The organism is Streptosporangium sp. CA-115845 (assembly GCF_050943795.1).
In the GTDB taxonomy this organism is placed as follows: domain Bacteria; phylum Actinomycetota; class Actinomycetes; order Streptosporangiales; family Streptosporangiaceae; genus Streptosporangium.
In genome coordinates this window covers 8,721,733-8,736,682 of sequence record NZ_CP191988.1, presented here as the reverse complement: position 1 = coordinate 8,736,682, position 14,950 = coordinate 8,721,733, and the positions used below count along the sequence as shown (strand labels likewise).

The 14,950-nt window shown below is 70.8% G+C and carries 13 protein-coding genes; 5 read left to right on the top strand and 8 right to left on the bottom strand.

Annotated elements, in window-relative coordinates:
* Positions 1 to 204: 204 nt before the first annotated feature.
* Positions 205 to 3,330 carry a hypothetical protein gene (locus ACQP0P_RS41480; protein ID WP_433366780.1) on the top strand — a complete coding sequence of 1,042 codons (3,126 nt, stop codon included), beginning with the start codon at positions 205 to 207 and terminating at the stop codon, positions 3,328 to 3,330.
* A gap of 17 nt (positions 3,331 to 3,347) precedes the next feature.
* Here ACQP0P_RS41480 and ACQP0P_RS41475 read toward each other — a convergent pair whose 3' ends face one another.
* Positions 3,348 to 3,746 carry an NUDIX hydrolase gene (locus tag ACQP0P_RS41475; RefSeq protein ID WP_350921828.1) on the bottom strand — a complete coding sequence of 133 codons (399 nt, stop codon included), beginning with the start codon at positions 3,744 to 3,746 and terminating at the stop codon, positions 3,348 to 3,350.
* A 17-nt stretch (positions 3,747 to 3,763) separates the two neighbouring features.
* Here ACQP0P_RS41475 and ACQP0P_RS41470 point away from each other — a divergent pair, with 17 nt between their 5' ends.
* The 3 genes from ACQP0P_RS41470 to ACQP0P_RS41460 all read left to right on the top strand — a co-directional run bounded on the left by ACQP0P_RS41470 (position 3,764) and on the right by ACQP0P_RS41460 (position 6,167).
* Positions 3,764 to 4,462 (top strand): DUF6758 family protein, encoded by a 699-nt coding sequence (locus ACQP0P_RS41470; RefSeq protein WP_433366776.1) that lies wholly within the window; start codon positions 3,764 to 3,766, stop codon positions 4,460 to 4,462.
* 76 nt (positions 4,463 to 4,538) lie between these two features.
* Positions 4,539 to 5,252, top strand: a complete 714-nt coding sequence (locus tag ACQP0P_RS41465; RefSeq protein ID WP_355565667.1) for an MBL fold metallo-hydrolase — start codon at positions 4,539 to 4,541, stop codon at positions 5,250 to 5,252.
* Between the two features lie 30 nt (positions 5,253 to 5,282).
* The gene (locus ACQP0P_RS41460; protein WP_433366772.1) at positions 5,283 to 6,167 is read left to right on the top strand and encodes a RecB family exonuclease; all 885 of its coding nucleotides are present in this window, start codon (positions 5,283 to 5,285) and stop codon (positions 6,165 to 6,167) included.
* A 39-nt stretch (positions 6,168 to 6,206) separates the two neighbouring features.
* On the opposite strand, the gene ACQP0P_RS41455 is transcribed toward ACQP0P_RS41460, so the two are convergent.
* From ACQP0P_RS41455 to ACQP0P_RS41445, 3 genes are all read right to left on the bottom strand, one after another.
* A complete protein-coding gene (locus ACQP0P_RS41455) occupies positions 6,207 to 7,124 on the bottom strand; it encodes an oxygenase MpaB family protein (RefSeq protein ID WP_433366769.1) in 918 nt (305 codons plus the stop codon).
* A 69-nt stretch (positions 7,125 to 7,193) separates the two neighbouring features.
* Positions 7,194 to 8,066: an alpha/beta fold hydrolase gene (locus ACQP0P_RS41450; protein WP_433366767.1), complete on the bottom strand. Its 873-nt coding sequence runs from the start codon at positions 8,064 to 8,066 to the stop codon at positions 7,194 to 7,196.
* Positions 8,067 to 8,423: 357 nt separating this feature from the next.
* On the bottom strand, positions 8,424 to 10,259 hold the full coding sequence (locus tag ACQP0P_RS41445; protein ID WP_433366764.1) for a DEAD/DEAH box helicase: 1,836 nt from the start codon (positions 10,257 to 10,259) through the stop codon (positions 8,424 to 8,426).
* A 369-nt stretch (positions 10,260 to 10,628) separates the two neighbouring features.
* Here ACQP0P_RS41445 and ACQP0P_RS41440 point away from each other — a divergent pair, with 369 nt between their 5' ends.
* Positions 10,629 to 11,267: a ferritin-like fold-containing protein gene (locus ACQP0P_RS41440; RefSeq protein WP_433366761.1), complete on the top strand. Its 639-nt coding sequence runs from the start codon at positions 10,629 to 10,631 to the stop codon at positions 11,265 to 11,267.
* 782 nt (positions 11,268 to 12,049) lie between these two features.
* On the opposite strand, the gene ACQP0P_RS41435 is transcribed toward ACQP0P_RS41440, so the two are convergent.
* From ACQP0P_RS41435 to ACQP0P_RS41420, 4 genes are all read right to left on the bottom strand, one after another.
* Positions 12,050 to 12,280 (bottom strand): DUF3107 domain-containing protein, encoded by a 231-nt coding sequence (locus tag ACQP0P_RS41435; RefSeq protein WP_433366758.1) that lies wholly within the window; start codon positions 12,278 to 12,280, stop codon positions 12,050 to 12,052.
* Positions 12,281 to 12,397: 117 nt separating this feature from the next.
* Complete coding sequence (locus ACQP0P_RS41430) at positions 12,398 to 13,027, bottom strand: TetR/AcrR family transcriptional regulator (RefSeq protein ID WP_030910552.1); 630 nt, start codon at positions 13,025 to 13,027, stop codon at positions 12,398 to 12,400.
* A gap of 60 nt (positions 13,028 to 13,087) precedes the next feature.
* On the bottom strand, positions 13,088 to 13,390 hold the full coding sequence (locus tag ACQP0P_RS41425; RefSeq protein WP_433366755.1) for a hypothetical protein: 303 nt from the start codon (positions 13,388 to 13,390) through the stop codon (positions 13,088 to 13,090).
* A gap of 602 nt (positions 13,391 to 13,992) precedes the next feature.
* Positions 13,993 to 14,376, bottom strand: coding sequence for a hypothetical protein (locus ACQP0P_RS41420; RefSeq protein WP_433366752.1), 384 nt, complete (start codon positions 14,374 to 14,376; stop codon positions 13,993 to 13,995).
* Positions 14,377 to 14,950 lie beyond the last annotated feature (574 nt).

Below are 14,950 nucleotides of genomic sequence, written 5' to 3'. Positions count from 1 at the left end.
CGGGGTAGTAGTAGGGTCGCGTGCGATTTGCCGCATCCGTAGGGGTTGCGGCCTACCGTTACGGAGACGACTGGAACGGTCCGGGGTGGTGACTCCGGGCTGAAACGGGCTTCCTGCGAGGAGGTGCTGAGCGTGGCCTCGGGCCCCCACGACCCGCGCTCGCGAGAGTGGCCGGCGGATGACGGCGGCGTTCACGACGATGCCATGCGTGCAGGCGGGTCCCAGGAGCCACACGCGTCCCCACCGACGATCCAGCACTCCCCGCCAGGTCCCTCCGGCGACGACGCGCGCGGGCTCTCCATGGCCTCCCCGTGGATGCTCCCGCCGTTCGCGGCGCCGACCCCGGACGACGGCGAGCCGCCCCGGGCCCGCCCGGAAGGGCTCGGCGGCGAGCGGCGCCGTCCGTACGCCCAGCCCTACGCCCCCACCCCCCAGCCCGCCGGGCAGTCGTCCCCGCCAGAGCCCCCCGCCCCCGATCGGCTCGCCGAGGAGCCCGTGGAGGAACGGGATACGGGGCAGGGCCGCCACGCCACACCGGAGCGAGGGCGCCCGCGCCTGGTGGACCGCCCTGACCTCCTGGTCGCCTCGGGGCCGACGCCCGAGCGCGGGGGCAGGCGGAGGAGGGCGGACCGGCCCGATCTCCTGGTCGCCTCGGGGCCGGCCCGCGAGCGGGGCAAGGACGGGCGGACAGCGCCCCCGCAGCCCCCGCCTCCCGCGCCCGAGGACCGGATCAGGATGGAGCCGAGCATTCCGGCGACGCCGGAACCGGCGCCCACTCCGGAACCCGGCTCGACACCCGGGCCGACCTCCGAATCGGAGCCGGGGCCCGAGCCTGAGGGGCCCGGCACGCCCGTCGAGGACGATTTCGAGCCGGTACGCCGGGTGGGGCGCCCACCCGGTGGCAGACCCGCCAGGCCCGACCTGCTCGTCGCGGAGGGCACGCCCGGCAGGCGGGGCCCCAACGGCGGGCGGCATCACCGCTCGGCCGCCGCGCCCTCCGCGGTACGCCGGTCCAGCCCGACCAGGCGCAGGCGTGGCAGGGGCCTGGTGATCCCGTTCCTGATGGTCATGGTCCTCACCGTCGCGGTCGGTGGCGGCCTGGCCCTGTGGGGCTGGGTGAGCAGCCCGTTCGCCACCGGTCTCCGGCTGGTCGGCGACGAGGTGGGCTCGGGCGACGAGAACTTCGTGCCGCGGGCCGGTGTCGGCGGCAACGGCTCGAACCAGGTTCTCAACGCGGTGGCCTCGGTGGGCTCGGTCATGGTCGCGGTCGGCAGCGACACCACCAGCCCGGTACCCAGACCGCTGTTCCTGGTCTCTCCCGACGGCGGCACGACCTGGCAGCTGGGCAGGATGGTCGGCCCGGTGGGGTACGAGACGGGGCCGACCACGGTGGGCCGGGTGGCGGGCGGTGACGGTCGCTGGCTGGCGGCGGGCAACGACCCCCTCGGCTCGGGGCACGGCCTGTGGACCAGCTCCGACGGCTACAGCTGGACCGCCGTCGACCCCGCTGAGCTGGACGCCTTCGCGCGCGGAGACAAGATCATGGACCTGGCCAGGACCGACTCGGGCTTCGTCGCGGTCGGCACGGCCGTGCTGGACGACGGCACCACCGGGGCCGTCGCCTGGGTCTCTCCCGACGGACGCGCCTGGAAACGGGTGGCGACCCGGGAGATCGGCATGCCGGACAAGGTGCGGGGCATCAAGGCGGTCGTCGCCAGGGGGAACGCCGTGGTCGCGCTGGCGGACCCGGCCCAGGGCCAGTCCACCTCGGTCATCCTGCGTTCGGCCGACGGAGGCGGGAGCTGGCAGCGGACCGGCACCGCGCTCAACGACGTCATCCCCGAGCCGGGCGCGCTGGCCGTGGCCGGCGGGGGGTTCGTCCTCGTACCGACCCAGCAACGCAGCGGCAAGGGCGAGGTCCGCGTTTACTGCTCGCCCGAGGGCGCCGACTGGAAGGCCTGCGGGACCATCACCGGCCTGGGGCCCGACGGTTCCGGCGTCAGGCGGCTGGCCTCCTCCTCGGCGGGGGTGGCCGCGGTCGTCGAATCCGGCTTCGAGCGCTACACGGTCCACACCAGCTCCGACGGCCGGGACTGGAGCAAGACCACAGACCTCGGCGAGGTACCGGGCTCGCTGCGGGCGCTCGCCCTGTCCGACACCGGCACCCTCGTCGTCGGCGGCGACGAGCGCGCCGCCGACGTGGACAACAGGGTGGTTCTCATCACCGCGCCCAAGGGCGGAGAACCGATGCCGGTCTCCCTGGGGGGGATCGAGGGCCTGGCCAGAGCCGCCCGCGAGACGGCCAGGGTGGCCGCGGGCGACGGCAGATTCGTCGCGGTGGGTGCCGTCTCAGGTGACGCCGGGATCTGGAGCAGCACCGGCGGTCAGAGCTGGAAGGCGGGCGGCCCGGCGCAGCTCCTCGGTGGCCCGAGGCGGCAGGCGCTCGCCGACGTCGCGCATGGCAGGCGGGGCTGGCTGGCCGCGGGCAGCACGATGACCGACGCCTCCTCCACCGAGCCGCTGCTGCTCACCTCCGCAGACGGTGAGAACTGGCGCAGGGTTCCGGTGCTGGGTCCCCTCGCCCCGGCGGGCGATCACGACTTCCTCGCCCCGCACGCGGTGGCGGCGGGCCCTTCCGGTTATGTCATGGCGGGTGAGGACCGCGGCCCCGCCGCCACCGTGCCCGTCCTGTGGTTCTCCGCCGACCTCAAGCGCTACGCCAGGGCGGCCAGGCTTCCCGCGGGCGGTACGGGCGTGCGGCTGCACGACGTCTCGGCGACCTCGTCCGGATACGTGGCCGTCGGCGGCACCGGCACCGCCGAGCGCGAGACCGGCGTGGTCTGGGTGTCGGCCGACGGGGTCAACTGGAGCGCGCGCAAGCCGGTCCTGCCCCCGGGGGCGACGTCGGCGGGGCTGCGGCACGTGGTCCTGTACGGCGGGGACATCGTCGCGGCCGGCACGGCCAGGACGGAGGAGGGCCAGAAGGCCTTCGGTGCGGTATCCGCGGACAACGGGACGAGCTGGGAGTTCTCCTGGCTCCCCGGGGACACCGCGTCCGCCGTGCAGGATCTCGCCGCGACGCCGGAGGGCGTGGTGGCCGTGGGCTGGCACGGGGTTCCAGGCGAGGGCGACAGCGCGGCCTGGACCTCGGAGGACGGGCTGAACTGGCAGCTTCACACCCCCAGCCAGGGCAGGCTGGACGGCGACGGAGCCCAGTGGCTCGGCGCGGTGGCGGTCCTGGGCGGCCAGGTCGTGGCTCTGGGCCGCTCCACCACCTACAGCGCGGACCACCTCACCCTGTGGCGCTCCAAGCTCACCTCGACACGGTGAGGTGGACCTCGCGCCGCTCACTCCCGCGCGATGACCGCCCACTCGACCAGCGCGTCCAGCAGGCCGGGGGTGAGCGGGAGCCGCTGTAGCTCCGCGCGGGTGACCCAGCGGACGTCCGCGGCGTCGTCCCCGGCGGAGAGCGTGCCGCCGGAGACCTCGGCCAGGTAGTCGCGGATCTCGTAGCGGGCACCGCCGGGACCGGGGCGGTCGACGGTTCCCGCCAGGCGCCCGGGGACGACGGTCAGGCCGGTCTCCTCCAGAACCTCTCTGATGACCGCCTCGGGGTCGGACTCGCCCGGCTCGACCCGGCCGCCGGGGACGGACCACAGCCCCATCCCGGGTGGCCGGCCGCGACGGACCAGGAGCATCCGCCCCGAGCCGTCGAGGATGATCGCCCCCACACAATTTACGCGCACGTGAACAACATTACGGCGTGATAACGACCGGGCCTCTTGACGGATGGGCCGTCGAAGAAGCAGCGTGGGTAGGCGTGAAAGCCGCCCCTACATGCCCACGCTGTTTCGGCCCGCTACGTCCGCCGAGTGCTTGGTCAAGCTCCTGGAGATGCGGTCCCCACGGTGAGGTGCTGCCGTTCCAGCCACCATTGCCTCCCTCCGCCGCCGCGGTGGAGGCCGTCACCCGCATCTCCCGCGTCCCCGTCTGGGTCCCGTGGCCGCTGCCCACGGGGTGGCTGGTCACCGGGTTCGCCCACGTGGGTGACGAGCGCAGCGGCGTACGGGCCACGGTGGTCGCGGTCTCCGGACCCTCGCTGACCTACGGGCCCGCCGATCTGCTGCTCATCGCCGAGGAGCCCGGGGTCGGGCTCGGCGCGGCGTTCGCCGGGCTGGAGAGCACCGATCCCGGCACCGGCTTCGATCAGGGCCCGCCGCACGCCAAGATCGAGGTCAAGGGCCATCCGGCCGCCCTGTGGTGTGTCACCGCCGCCTCCGACCGGGCCGTCTACGTGGGTGAGGCACTGGGGAACTGGCTCTGGGCGGTCGTGTGGCCCGCCGAGGCCGGTTACCTGATGACCCTGGCCGAGCTGTCCCTGCGCGATCTGCGCGACCACGACCAGACCCTCGACCTGCCCTTCGGGGCGTTCTCCCCGCGCCTGGAGGCCCCGGCCCCCTGACCGCCCGCCCGGCATTCGAACCCTTGACCGTTCCGTCCGGACCGGAGGGTGGGGAGAGGCAGTAAAGTTCGGAAGCGTGACAGCGCGTATCGAGCGAGTGGTGACCGAGGGCGTCGTTGATGTCGACGGCGTCGAGCACAAGGTCGAGAACAACACGTGGATCCTGGGTGACGACGAGGATGTCATCGTCATCGACCCCGCGCGCGACGCGGAGGCGATCCTGGAGAAGGTCGGCGAGCGGGAGGTGCTGGCGATCATCTGCACCCACGGCCTGCCCGACCACGTGGGCGCGGCCATCGAGGTCGCGGCCAGAGACGAGGCGGTGATCGCCCTCCATCCCAAGGACAGGCCGCTGTGGCGACTGACCTGGCCGGACACCTGGCCGGACATCGACATGGAGGACGAGGGCCTGTTCGAGGTCGGCGGTGTCCAGCTGGAGGTCATGTCCACCCCGGGCGTCTCCCACGGCGGCGTCTCGCTTTACTGCGAGGCACTGGAGGCGGTCTTCACCGGCAAGACCCTCCAGGCCGACGGCCCCGGCAGGGTCGGCGGTGAGTATCCCGCCCTGGCCGACCAGCTGACCGCCATCGGCGGACGGCTGTTCACCCTGCCCCACGCCACCCGGGTGCTGCCCGCGCACGGCGAGGAGAGCACGATCGGCGACCTGGAGCCTCAGTTCGACGCCTGGCTCTCCGGCTCGCTGACCCGCGGGGCGCAGGAGCAGGAGGAGGGGCCGCTGACCGACGGCACGCGCGCGGCGGGGATCCGGCTGAACCTCCGGGACGAATAGCCCTCGATGGACCAGCTTCCCCTGGATGGCATGCCGCGGCGGCTGTATGCCTGCACGCCGTCGCGGCTGAACAGCTGGCTGGACTGCCCCCGGCGCTACCGGTTCACCTACCTGGATCGGCCCGCGCCGCAGAAGGGCCCGCCGTGGGCGCACAACAGCGTGGGCGTCAGCGTGCACAACGCCCTGGCCGCCTGGTGGCGCGAGCCGTACGAGCGGCGTACGCCCGAGGTCGCCGCCACCCTGCTCACCAGGGGATGGATCAGTGAGGGGTTCCGCGACGCGGAGCAGTCGGCCGCCTGGCGTGACCGGGCCGGGGAGATGGTCCGCGGATACGTGGTGGGCCTCGACCCCGCCGCGGAGCCGGTCGGTGTCGAGCGCACCGTCGCCACGCGTACCTCCGTCGTGGCCCTCTCCGGCCGGGTGGACCGGCTCGACCGGCGCGGCGAGGAGCTGGTCGTGGTCGACTACAAGACCGGCCGGCGCCCGCTGACCACCGACGACGCCCGTTCCTCGCTCGCGCTGGCGGTCTACGCCATCGCCTCCGCGGCGATGATGCACCGTCCCTGCCACCGGGTCGAGCTCCATCACCTGCCGACCGCCTCCGTCGTGGAGTGGGAGCACACCGACGAGTCGCTGGCCCGGCACCTTGGCCGAGCCGAGGAGATCGCCGTCGAGGCCTCCGAGGCCGACGAGCGTTACCGGGCATGGTCGGCCACCCGCCCCGGCGGGACCGGCTCGGCCGCGTCACGGACCAGGGGCATCGGCCGGACCCCGCCCCCGGTGCCGCCCGAGGTCGAGGCCTCCTTCCCGCCCCGTACGGGCCCGCTGTGCTCGTGGTGCGACTTTCGCCGCCACTGCCCCGAGGGCCAGGCAGCGAGCGGCGGCCGCGAGCCGTGGGACGCCCTCGCGGACTGACCGCGCGGCGCATCGTCAGGGGAAGCGTCAGAGGGTGCGTCAGGCGGTGCGGGGCAGCCGGTCCGGCCAGCGGCGCGGGTCGGTCAGCCCCCTGAGCCCCTTGCTCAGGTCGTAACCCGCGGCGCCGAGCCGCTCGCGGGAGGCCCCGAGCATTTCGCGGGTGCCGGGGGTGAACGCCCGGTCGTGGACGTGTTCGGGAAGCGAGTTCATGGTCAGCCGGAACGCTCTCAGCGCCGCTGTCACCGTGCCGGGCGGCACCTCGGGCAGTACGCCGTACAGCTGTCTGGCCCAGTCGGGCAGCGAGTAGTAGCAGAGCGCGCCGAAGGGGAAGTAGGCGGGTTTGCCGGGGGTGAGGGCACGCAGCTCGGCGGGCAGTCGCGGCCAGAGCAGGAAGCGCACGGTGGAGGCGGCCTCGGGGGTGACCCTCAGCGCCGGGCGGACCGAGGCGAGGTAGCCCTCCAGCTCCGCCAGGGAGCCGGGCACGTCCTCGGCGTGCAGGCCGACGTAGGTGGCGCTGCGGCGCTGCTCGGCCAGGTAGCGGTCGGCCTGGCGGTCGCTGAGCCCCAGGCCCGCCCGGCGTGCCACGGTCAGGTAGGAGGAGACCTCCGCGCAGTGCACCCAGAGCAGCAGCTCCGGGTCGTCCACTCGGTGGGTACGGCCGGTGTCGGGGTCGTTGATGCGGAGCCGCCGGTGGATTCCCCGGACGCGGCGGCCGATCTCGTCGGCCTCCGCGGGGCTGCCGAAGGTGACTCTGCCCACGAAGTCCGCCGTGCGGCGGAGCCTCCCGAACGGGTCCTGCTGGAAGTTGGAGTTCTGCCAGACGCCACGCATCGCGAGGGGATGCAGGGCCTGGAGCATGAGGCCGCGGACCCCGCCGACCCACATGGAGCGGTCGATGTGCACCAGCCACGTCGCGGTGTGCGGCGGCTGGACGACGATGTCTTCGATGCTCGCCATAGTAAGTAAATCATTACACGGCATTCGACGACCCGTCCAACAGGGGTCCCATTAGTGGGAAACCCCAGGTCAGCTTCTCGGCCGGCGCTCCGCGGCGTTCCAGAAACGGATGAGCGCGGCGGCCGTGGTCTCCGGGGCCTCCACCGCGGGGGAGTGGGCCGCGCCGGGGACCACCACGCAGTCGGCGTCCAGCCGGCGGGCCATCTCCGACTGCATACGCGGCGGCCAGCCGTCGTCGTGCTCGCCGTACAGGACCAGGGTGGCGACGTCGACCTGGGTGAGCTCGTCGCATCGGTCAGGTGCGGAGAGCACCTCCTCGGTCATCGTGTACATGCCGGTGGGCGAGTTGGCGAACAGCCGCTTGCGCAGGAAGGCGATGATCTCGTCGGAGACCCCGGCGGACAGAGCCTCGGGCTCCATCCGGTTGTGCCACAGGTGTTCCAGCCCGAGGTCGGGCAGTTCCGAGATCATGATGCGGCCCGCGCGCTCGCGGGGCCCGACGATCGCGGCGGGTCCGGAGCTCATGAGCGTGTAGGACCCGAACCGGGTACGGCCGTCGATGACCGCCTCCCGGGTGACCAGGCCGCCGAAGGAGTGGCCGACCAGGTGGATCGGGCCTCCCTGGCCGATCACCTGGGCCAGGACGTCGACGTCGTTGCCGAGCGCGGCGCAGGTGTAGGCGCTCCTGTCGTCGGGGCCGTTCGACTCGAACTGGCCTCGCATGTCGATCGCGATGACCTGGCGACCCGACTGGGCGAGCGTCTGCAGCACCGCGATGAAGTCTTCCTTGCTCCCTGTCAGACCGGGGACCAGCAGGGCCGGCCAGCGCTCAGGAATGCCGCTGACGGGCAGGGCCTCCAGGACGGCGAAGGAGCCCACCGCCGTCTCGATCTGGCGAGAACGGACGCCAGGAGGCATGGTCAGAAAACGCGGCGTACTCACGTAGCCCCACGATACCTCTCTTTTGACGTCCTCCCCCGGCTCGAAAGCCGGGGATTCCAGCACCCGACCTGCGGGTCGGGTCTGCCGGTTCGCGGTTCACCGGCCCGGGCGACCCCGAAGCCTCCCCACGCGGACACGGCACGTCCCGCCGCGTTCGGGGGCGCTTGGCTGTCGTGGAACATCCCAACCCTGTCGAGCCGCATCCGCGTGACGAGAGAGAACCGAGAGGTGCCTCCTCGCCGCGCCGGCGGACGGAGCATCCGCCCTGGCAGTCCGGTGAAAGCGCTCCGTGCGTCCGGGAGCGCGAAAAGGGGCGCCACCGTTATGGTCGCACCCCCTTTTGCAATGCCCGCATCGCTAGTTCGGGCGACGAACTCCTCGCTGCTGGCCGCGCATCTGCGGGCGGCGGCGGCTCTGCACACGCTCGGAGGCCGCCGAGGGGGCGATCTCGTCGTCGTCCGACGCCAGGTCCGGAGACTTGAAGATCACCGCGAACGGGCTCGGCGGAATGATCTTCTCGGGCTGCGGCCGGGGCCTGGAGACCTCCGCCGCGGGCTCGTCGTCCCAGTGCTCGGCCACGTCGTCCTCCACGCCTGCGGTGAACTCCGCCACCGGCTCCTCGTTCCACGCGGGGGTCTCGGCCACCTGCTCGCGCCTGGCACGGCGCTGCCTGCGGACCGGCTCGTCCGTCGCGGAATCGGGATGAGCCGGAGCCTCGGACTCCCCGAGGAGGCTCACCTCGGGGTTCAGCCCGGCCCTGCGGGCACGGCCCCGGCGGGGCGCGGCCTCGGCGGCGTGCTGGTCGTCACGGCTGTCCTTGCGGGGTGCCACGTCCGTCTCCACCTCAGCGATCTCGACGACAGGGGACTCAGCGGGCTGGACCTCCTCGGCCGTGACCGGCGCGGAGCTCTCCTCGCTGGTACGGCCGCCGCGAGTGCGACGGCGCTCGCGGGACGTGCGTGCCGGACGCTCACGACGCTCCTCACGATCGTCCTCACGCCCCTTGCGGGGAGAGCGGGAGCGGATTCGCCCGGTCTCGCCGAGATCCTCGACCTCCTCGGCGGCCAGGCCCGCCCGGGACCGGTTGGCGCGCGGCAGCACGCCCTTGGTGCCCTCGGGGATGCCCAGATCGCTGAAGACGTGCGGGGAGGTCGAATAGGTCTCGACCGGCTCGGGGAAGGGGAGCGAGAGCGCGTTGTTGATGACCTTCCAGCGAGTGAGGTCCTCCCACTCGACGAAGGTCACCGCGACGCCCGTCTTGCCGGCCCGGCCGGTGCGACCGATCCGGTGTACGTACGCCTTCTCGTCCTGCGGGCAGTCGTAGTTGACGACGTGGGTGACGTCGTCGACGTCGATGCCGCGCGCCGCGACGTCCGTCGCGACCAGCACGTCGATCTTGCCGTTGCGGAAGGCGCGCAGAGCCTGCTCGCGCTGGCCCTGGCCGAGGTCACCGTGGACGGCCGCGGCGGCGAAGCCGCGCTCCTTGAGCTGCTCGACGACCATGTCGCAGGCGCGCTTGGTCTCACAGAAGATCATTGTGAGCCCGCGGCCCTCGCACTGCAGCAGGCGGCCGACGATCTCGATCTTGTCCATCCGGTGCGTGCGCCAGACGAACTGGGTCGTCTGCGGGGTCGCCTCGGCCTCGGCGTCGTTGTTCTCGGCCCGCACGTGGGTGGGGCGGGTGAGGTAACGCCTGGACAGGGCGACGATCTCGCCCGGCAGGGTCGCGGAGAACAGCATCGTCTGCCGCTCCGCCGGGATGAGCTTGATGATGCGCTCGATGTCGGGCAGGAAGCCCAGGTCGAGCATCCGGTCGGCCTCGTCGAGGACGAGCGTCCCGATCTGGCTGAGGTCGAGGTGCTTCTGCTTGACCAGGTCGAGCAGGCGGCCCGGGGTGCCGACGATGACGTCGACGCCCTGCTTGAGCGCCTCGATCTGGGGTTCGTAGGCGCGCCCGCCGTACACGGTGAGGATCCGCGAGCCGAGCTTGCCGGCCGCCGTCACGAGGTCCTCGGTGACCTGAACGGCGAGCTCGCGGGTCGGTACCACGACCAGCCCGCGGGGCTTCTTGCGGTTCTTCCTCGGCTTGCCGACACGCTGCAGCATCGCCACGCCGAAGGCGTAGGTCTTGCCGGTGCCGGTGCGCGCCTGGCCGATGATGTCCTGGCCGTTGAGGGCCAGGGGGAGTGCCATTTCCTGGATCGGGAACGGCGCGATGATGCCCTCGGTCTCAAGGGCATCGGCGATCTCTGGGGTGACTCCGAGGTCTCGGAACGTCGTCAGCTTGGCCTGCCTAAATCTCCGTTGAAGGCAGGACTGCCGGGACCACGGGCAGAAAACGTGTTCCCCGTGCCGGGTCCTCGCGGAAGGTCCAGCCTTCTCATGTCATCAGCGACCGCTGCGGCGTCACGCCGACTTTTGGGGGCGTCCGGGAGTGGATATCCCGGATTAACACGGTGCGGTCGCACTTTCACAGAGCAGTGTACTCGATACCACAACGGAGAACCGATTTCTTCGTATTCCCGGTGAATCGCGAGGTCGATCAGATCGTAGGCTGCGTCCATGAGTGATTCCCCTCCCGGTGTCTCCGACCTGCTCGGTGTTCTCGCCTACGCCGAGCTGACGGCGTTCCTCAGGCTCGCCGAGGACGCCACGCGGTACGCCCCCTCGCTGACCGATCGGGCGGCTCTCGGCGGTCTCGCGGCGGCCGAGTACGTGCACTTCGAGCTGCTCCGCGACCGGCTGGCCGACCTCGGGGTGGATCCCGAGGAGGCGATGGCGCCCTTCGAGGGGCCACTGGACGACTGGCATGCCCAGACGGCCCCGGGAGACTGGCTGGAGGCTCTGGTGAAGGCGTATGTGGGCACGGGGATCGCGCTCGACTTCTACCGCGAGGCGGCCGTCGGCGTGGACGACCGGACGCGGAACCTCGTCGAGGAGGTTCTCGCCGACGAGGGACGGTCGCAGTTCGCCGTCGAGAGGGTCGGCGCGGCGCTCCAGGAGGACCCCAAACAGGCGGGGCGGCTGGCGCTGTGGGCCAGGCGGTTGGTCGGGGAGGCGCTGAGCCAGGGACAGCAGGTGGCCGCGGCCAGACCGGAGCTCGCGGCGCTGCTGGTGGACGCGGCGGGGGAGGACATCGGCCGGATGTTCGCCCGGCTGACCGAGAAGCACGGCGACCGGATGGCCGCTCTGGGGCTGTGAACCGCCGGGCCCGAGTCTCCGGTATGGGGACCGGACGGCGGTCCGGGGCGTGTCCTCCGCTCCTGGAGCAGCCGCTGGACCGGCCCGGGGCCTGTTCGCCGGGGGCGGAGTAGGAGAACCGGTCCCGCGGATCAAGGCGCGTGGGGCGCCGAACAGCGTTGACGCGCTCTTCGGCATGAATGCCGAAGATTCAGCCTGTGCCGCTGATGAGGCACTTCTGTGGCTTCCTGTTTCACCGACCTGTGCCACCGAAGTGGTCTTACCGAGTCTCCACAGGCTTTCGAGCCTTCCGGCCCGCGTTCCCGCCCGCCCGGCGGTACCTGACGGCGATGGCGGCGAAACAGCTTTTCCTGCCCCGCTACGCGCGAGAGTCCGCTTCACCCCCGGCGTAAACGCCGGAGCGCTGCGGACGATTCCGGTAGCGTGCGAGACATGAGGGCCTCGCGCCGCTATGGCAGTTCCTTGACGAGATGTGGGCCGAACCGCTGGACCTCGCGTCCCGTGTTACGCAGAGGAGGCGCGGGGTGTCCGGCCGTCGGCCGGGGCCAGGAGCATCTCCGCCGGGTCAGACGTCCGCGCTGCTGCGGTTTCGGCGAGCGGGACGAGTGCTCGGGCACATGGGGGAACGAGCGGTTCTGAGCCGGGCGAGACGTGTGCCGGGCTGTCCGGCGCTCTCGCACTCTCCGTAAGGGGGCGCTCACCCGACGCCGGTGCTCACGCCAGATCCGCGGACCGCGCCGTGCCGGCGGGGGACGACGATCTGGCGCGAGCCTCGGAATCCGTCAGAGCGTGCCGCCGAAGCCGACGGGACGCACCGCCTCCCCGCCGATCTCGATGAAGCCGAGTGACGCGATCGGGATGACGACCTTCCGGCCGCTGGTGTCGGTAAGGGTGAAGACACCGGCGCTGGACGCGAGGGCGGCGCTGATCTCGCTCTCGACCTGGTCGGCCGTGAGGTCGGTCTCCACTACGAGTTCACGGTGCACGGAACGTACGCCGATCTTGATTTCCATCCTGCTCCCTTTCGATGAGGGTTGCTCGTCCCATGGTCACCCCATCGAAGGTTCGACGCGCTGGTTGATCGCGCCAAGCGAACAGAAGTCCCGCGGCCACGGGGCCGCGGGACGTTCTCAGTGGTCGGCGACGGTGCGGGGGAAACCGGAGATGCCGCGCCACGACAGACGTGCGATGAGCTGGGTGGCAGCGTCCTTGGGGATGGAACCGTTACTGCTGATCCAGTAACGCGCGCTGACCTCGGCCATGCCGACCAGCCCGACGCCCAGCAGGCGTGCCTCGTCGCTGGAGCAGCCGGTGTCCTCCTGGATGACCTGGCTGATCATCTCGGCGCTCTCCCGGAGGTTGCGCTCCATGCGCTGGCGGACCGGGGCGGCGTTGCGCAGGTCCGACTCGAACACCAGCCGGAAGGCCTCACCCTGGCTGGAGACGAAGTCGAAGAACGCGCCGATCGCGGCCTGGACACGCTGCTTGTTGTCCGTGGTGGAGGCGAGGGCGTCGCGGCAGCGGGTGATCAGGTCGTCCACATGCAGGTCGAGCAGGGCCAGATAGAGATCCTGCTTGCCTGGGAAGTGCTGGTAGAGGACCGGCTTGCTGACTCCGGCCCGCTCGGCGATCTCGTCCATCGCGGCCGCATGGTAGCCGTTCTCCACGAAGACCTCCTGCGCCGCGCTGAGCAGCTGGCGGCGGCGGGCTGTCCGGGGCAGCCGGGTGCCCCGGGGCTTGGCGTCCGGGGTAGCGGTCACGTGGTCTCCTCGGGTGAAACTCCTGGCGTCTGGGGCCATCCTACGCGCGGGTAACAGGGGTCAGCGATAATCGTCCTCATCGAGCTCGATCGTGCGTCGCTGCTCGAAGGTGTCGGCGGGATCGGCCTCCATGGGAACGGTATCGGGCCACTCCTCGCCTTCCTCCCGCGCGGTCCGATTCTGCTCGGCGGCGTCCGCGGGGTCGACCTCCGCCTCCGCGGAGAGGTCGGCGGACGAGCCGGAGCCACCCTCGCGTGCCGACCGGCGCTGCTCGGCGGCGTCGGCCTCGGGTGTCTCGATCGAGATCTCCTCGGACGGATCGTCGATCGTTTTCCCATGCTCTCTGTCGCCGTGCGCGTTCATGTCTGACATCCCCTGTCGTCATCCGGGCTTCGGCACGTTTTCTGTCCTGACCCGGTTCCTGCAAACGTCGGACATCGCCCAGCGTACGACTTCGGATGCCGCGCGCTGAGAAAGACGCGGCATCGGATTGCCCATGGCGGTACCTGCCGCATTGGTGGTGCTTTGCGGCTGCCCGATGACATTTTAGAACATGTGTGCGAAATGTGGCTGGAGGTGTTGGATCCGGCGGGCCGCGTCGGCGTCGAGGTGGCCGAGGTGAGGCGAGTGCCGCTCGGTTGACATCCGAGAAAGCGGGGAGAGCGGTGGGGGCCGGATATCACAGCGGGGGCCCGCGGTTCGAAAACCGCGGACCCCCGCCTGCAATTCGTGAGAAATGAGAACTCGCACTGTGTCGAGAGTCAGAGGCTCGGGGATTTCTCCTCAAGTTCCCGTATTCGAAATCCGGCCGCTGCTTCTCGGTGAGAAGTGGTGATCACGGCGAATATGGGGTCCTGTCTCTCCGTCGCGGTTCCGAAGCCGCTCACAATCGCGGGTCCGGCCGCGTGGTTTCGGCCTCTGGCCGTGCCGCGCCCCGATCGGGGTGCGCGACCCTGGTCAGGTGACTAGGAGACCGGGGGGGCGCCAAGGTCGTTGTTGCCACCGTTGTTGCCGCCGTTGTTACCGCCGTTGTTGCCACCCTCTTCGTCGCGGCGCTCACGGCGGCGCTCCTCGCGAATGGGCTCGAAGCGGTCCTGGCGGTTGTCGTTCCTGAGGTGGTTGCGGTTGTTGTTGTGGTTGTTGATGATCAGCCTGAAGCGGTGACGGCTGAAACGGCGGTTGCAGCCGCCACCGCAGCCGCCGCCCCAGGTCGGGAAGGCGACGGAGGTGACCGTGGTGGTCATCGCGCTGGCGCTGGTGACGGTGGTCGCTGCGCCCATGCCGACGACTCCGCCGGTCAGCGCCGTGCTGATCGCGAGCCCTGCGAGGACACCCTTGAACTTGGGCATTGCGTTTCCCCCTTGAAAGGATCGGTTGCCCCGATTTTCGGCACTTACCGAATCGGTCGGGAATTACCGGAGATAGCCAGTGATGAGCCATCCCTGGTTGTCATAGTTTCCTGGCATGTCTGCTGATAAACGGAGATCGAAGGCTTTTGCTCTCTCCTTAGCTATTTATCATCGATGTTGAACTCTTATTGATTGATTTCAAATGAAATGTTCTTAATGTCGTATTTGTGCTTTGGGGGGTGGAAGGACGCCGGGTGTTGTCGAGGGGGAGGCGGGGATTCTCACCGGCTTTCTGGGCGGTCCGGTCCGAGGTCGTCTCCAGGGCGCTCCGCTGTCGGATCCGGTGAACGCGGGTGGACGCCGCAGGGGCCGCTCCGGTGCGCCGGCGTCGAGGCGGGTCGAGGTGAGGAAAGGGGGAAGTGGGCGACGGGGTGGGGAAGGTGATGGGTGGGAGGTGGGGCGCATGGGCGAGGGCCCCGCGGTTCGAAAACCGCGGGGCCCCGCTGTAATTCCTGAGAAATGAGAACTCGCACTGTGCTTGGAGTCAGGGGCTTGGGGATTTCTCCTCAAGTTC

Bases quoted from the DNA above. Each gene is read 5' to 3' on its own strand.
- ACQP0P_RS41480 (WP_433366780.1), top strand. From the start codon at position 205: ATGCGTGCAGGCGGGTCCCAGGAGCCACACGCGTCCCCACCGACGATC.
- ACQP0P_RS41460 (WP_433366772.1), top strand. From the start codon at position 5,283: ATGCCGCGGCGGCTGTATGCCTGCACGCCGTCGCGGCTGAACAGCTGG.
- ACQP0P_RS41455 (WP_433366769.1), bottom strand. From the start codon at position 7,124: ATGGCGAGCATCGAAGACATCGTCGTCCAGCCGCCGCACACCGCGACG.
- ACQP0P_RS41445 (WP_433366764.1), bottom strand. From the start codon at position 10,259: ATGGCACTCCCCCTGGCCCTCAACGGCCAGGACATCATCGGCCAGGCG.
- ACQP0P_RS41440 (WP_433366761.1), top strand. From the start codon at position 10,629: ATGAGTGATTCCCCTCCCGGTGTCTCCGACCTGCTCGGTGTTCTCGCC.
- ACQP0P_RS41435 (WP_433366758.1), bottom strand. From the start codon at position 12,280: ATGGAAATCAAGATCGGCGTACGTTCCGTGCACCGTGAACTCGTAGTG.
- ACQP0P_RS41425 (WP_433366755.1), bottom strand. From the start codon at position 13,390: ATGAACGCGCACGGCGACAGAGAGCATGGGAAAACGATCGACGATCCG.
- ACQP0P_RS41420 (WP_433366752.1), bottom strand. From the start codon at position 14,376: ATGCCCAAGTTCAAGGGTGTCCTCGCAGGGCTCGCGATCAGCACGGCG.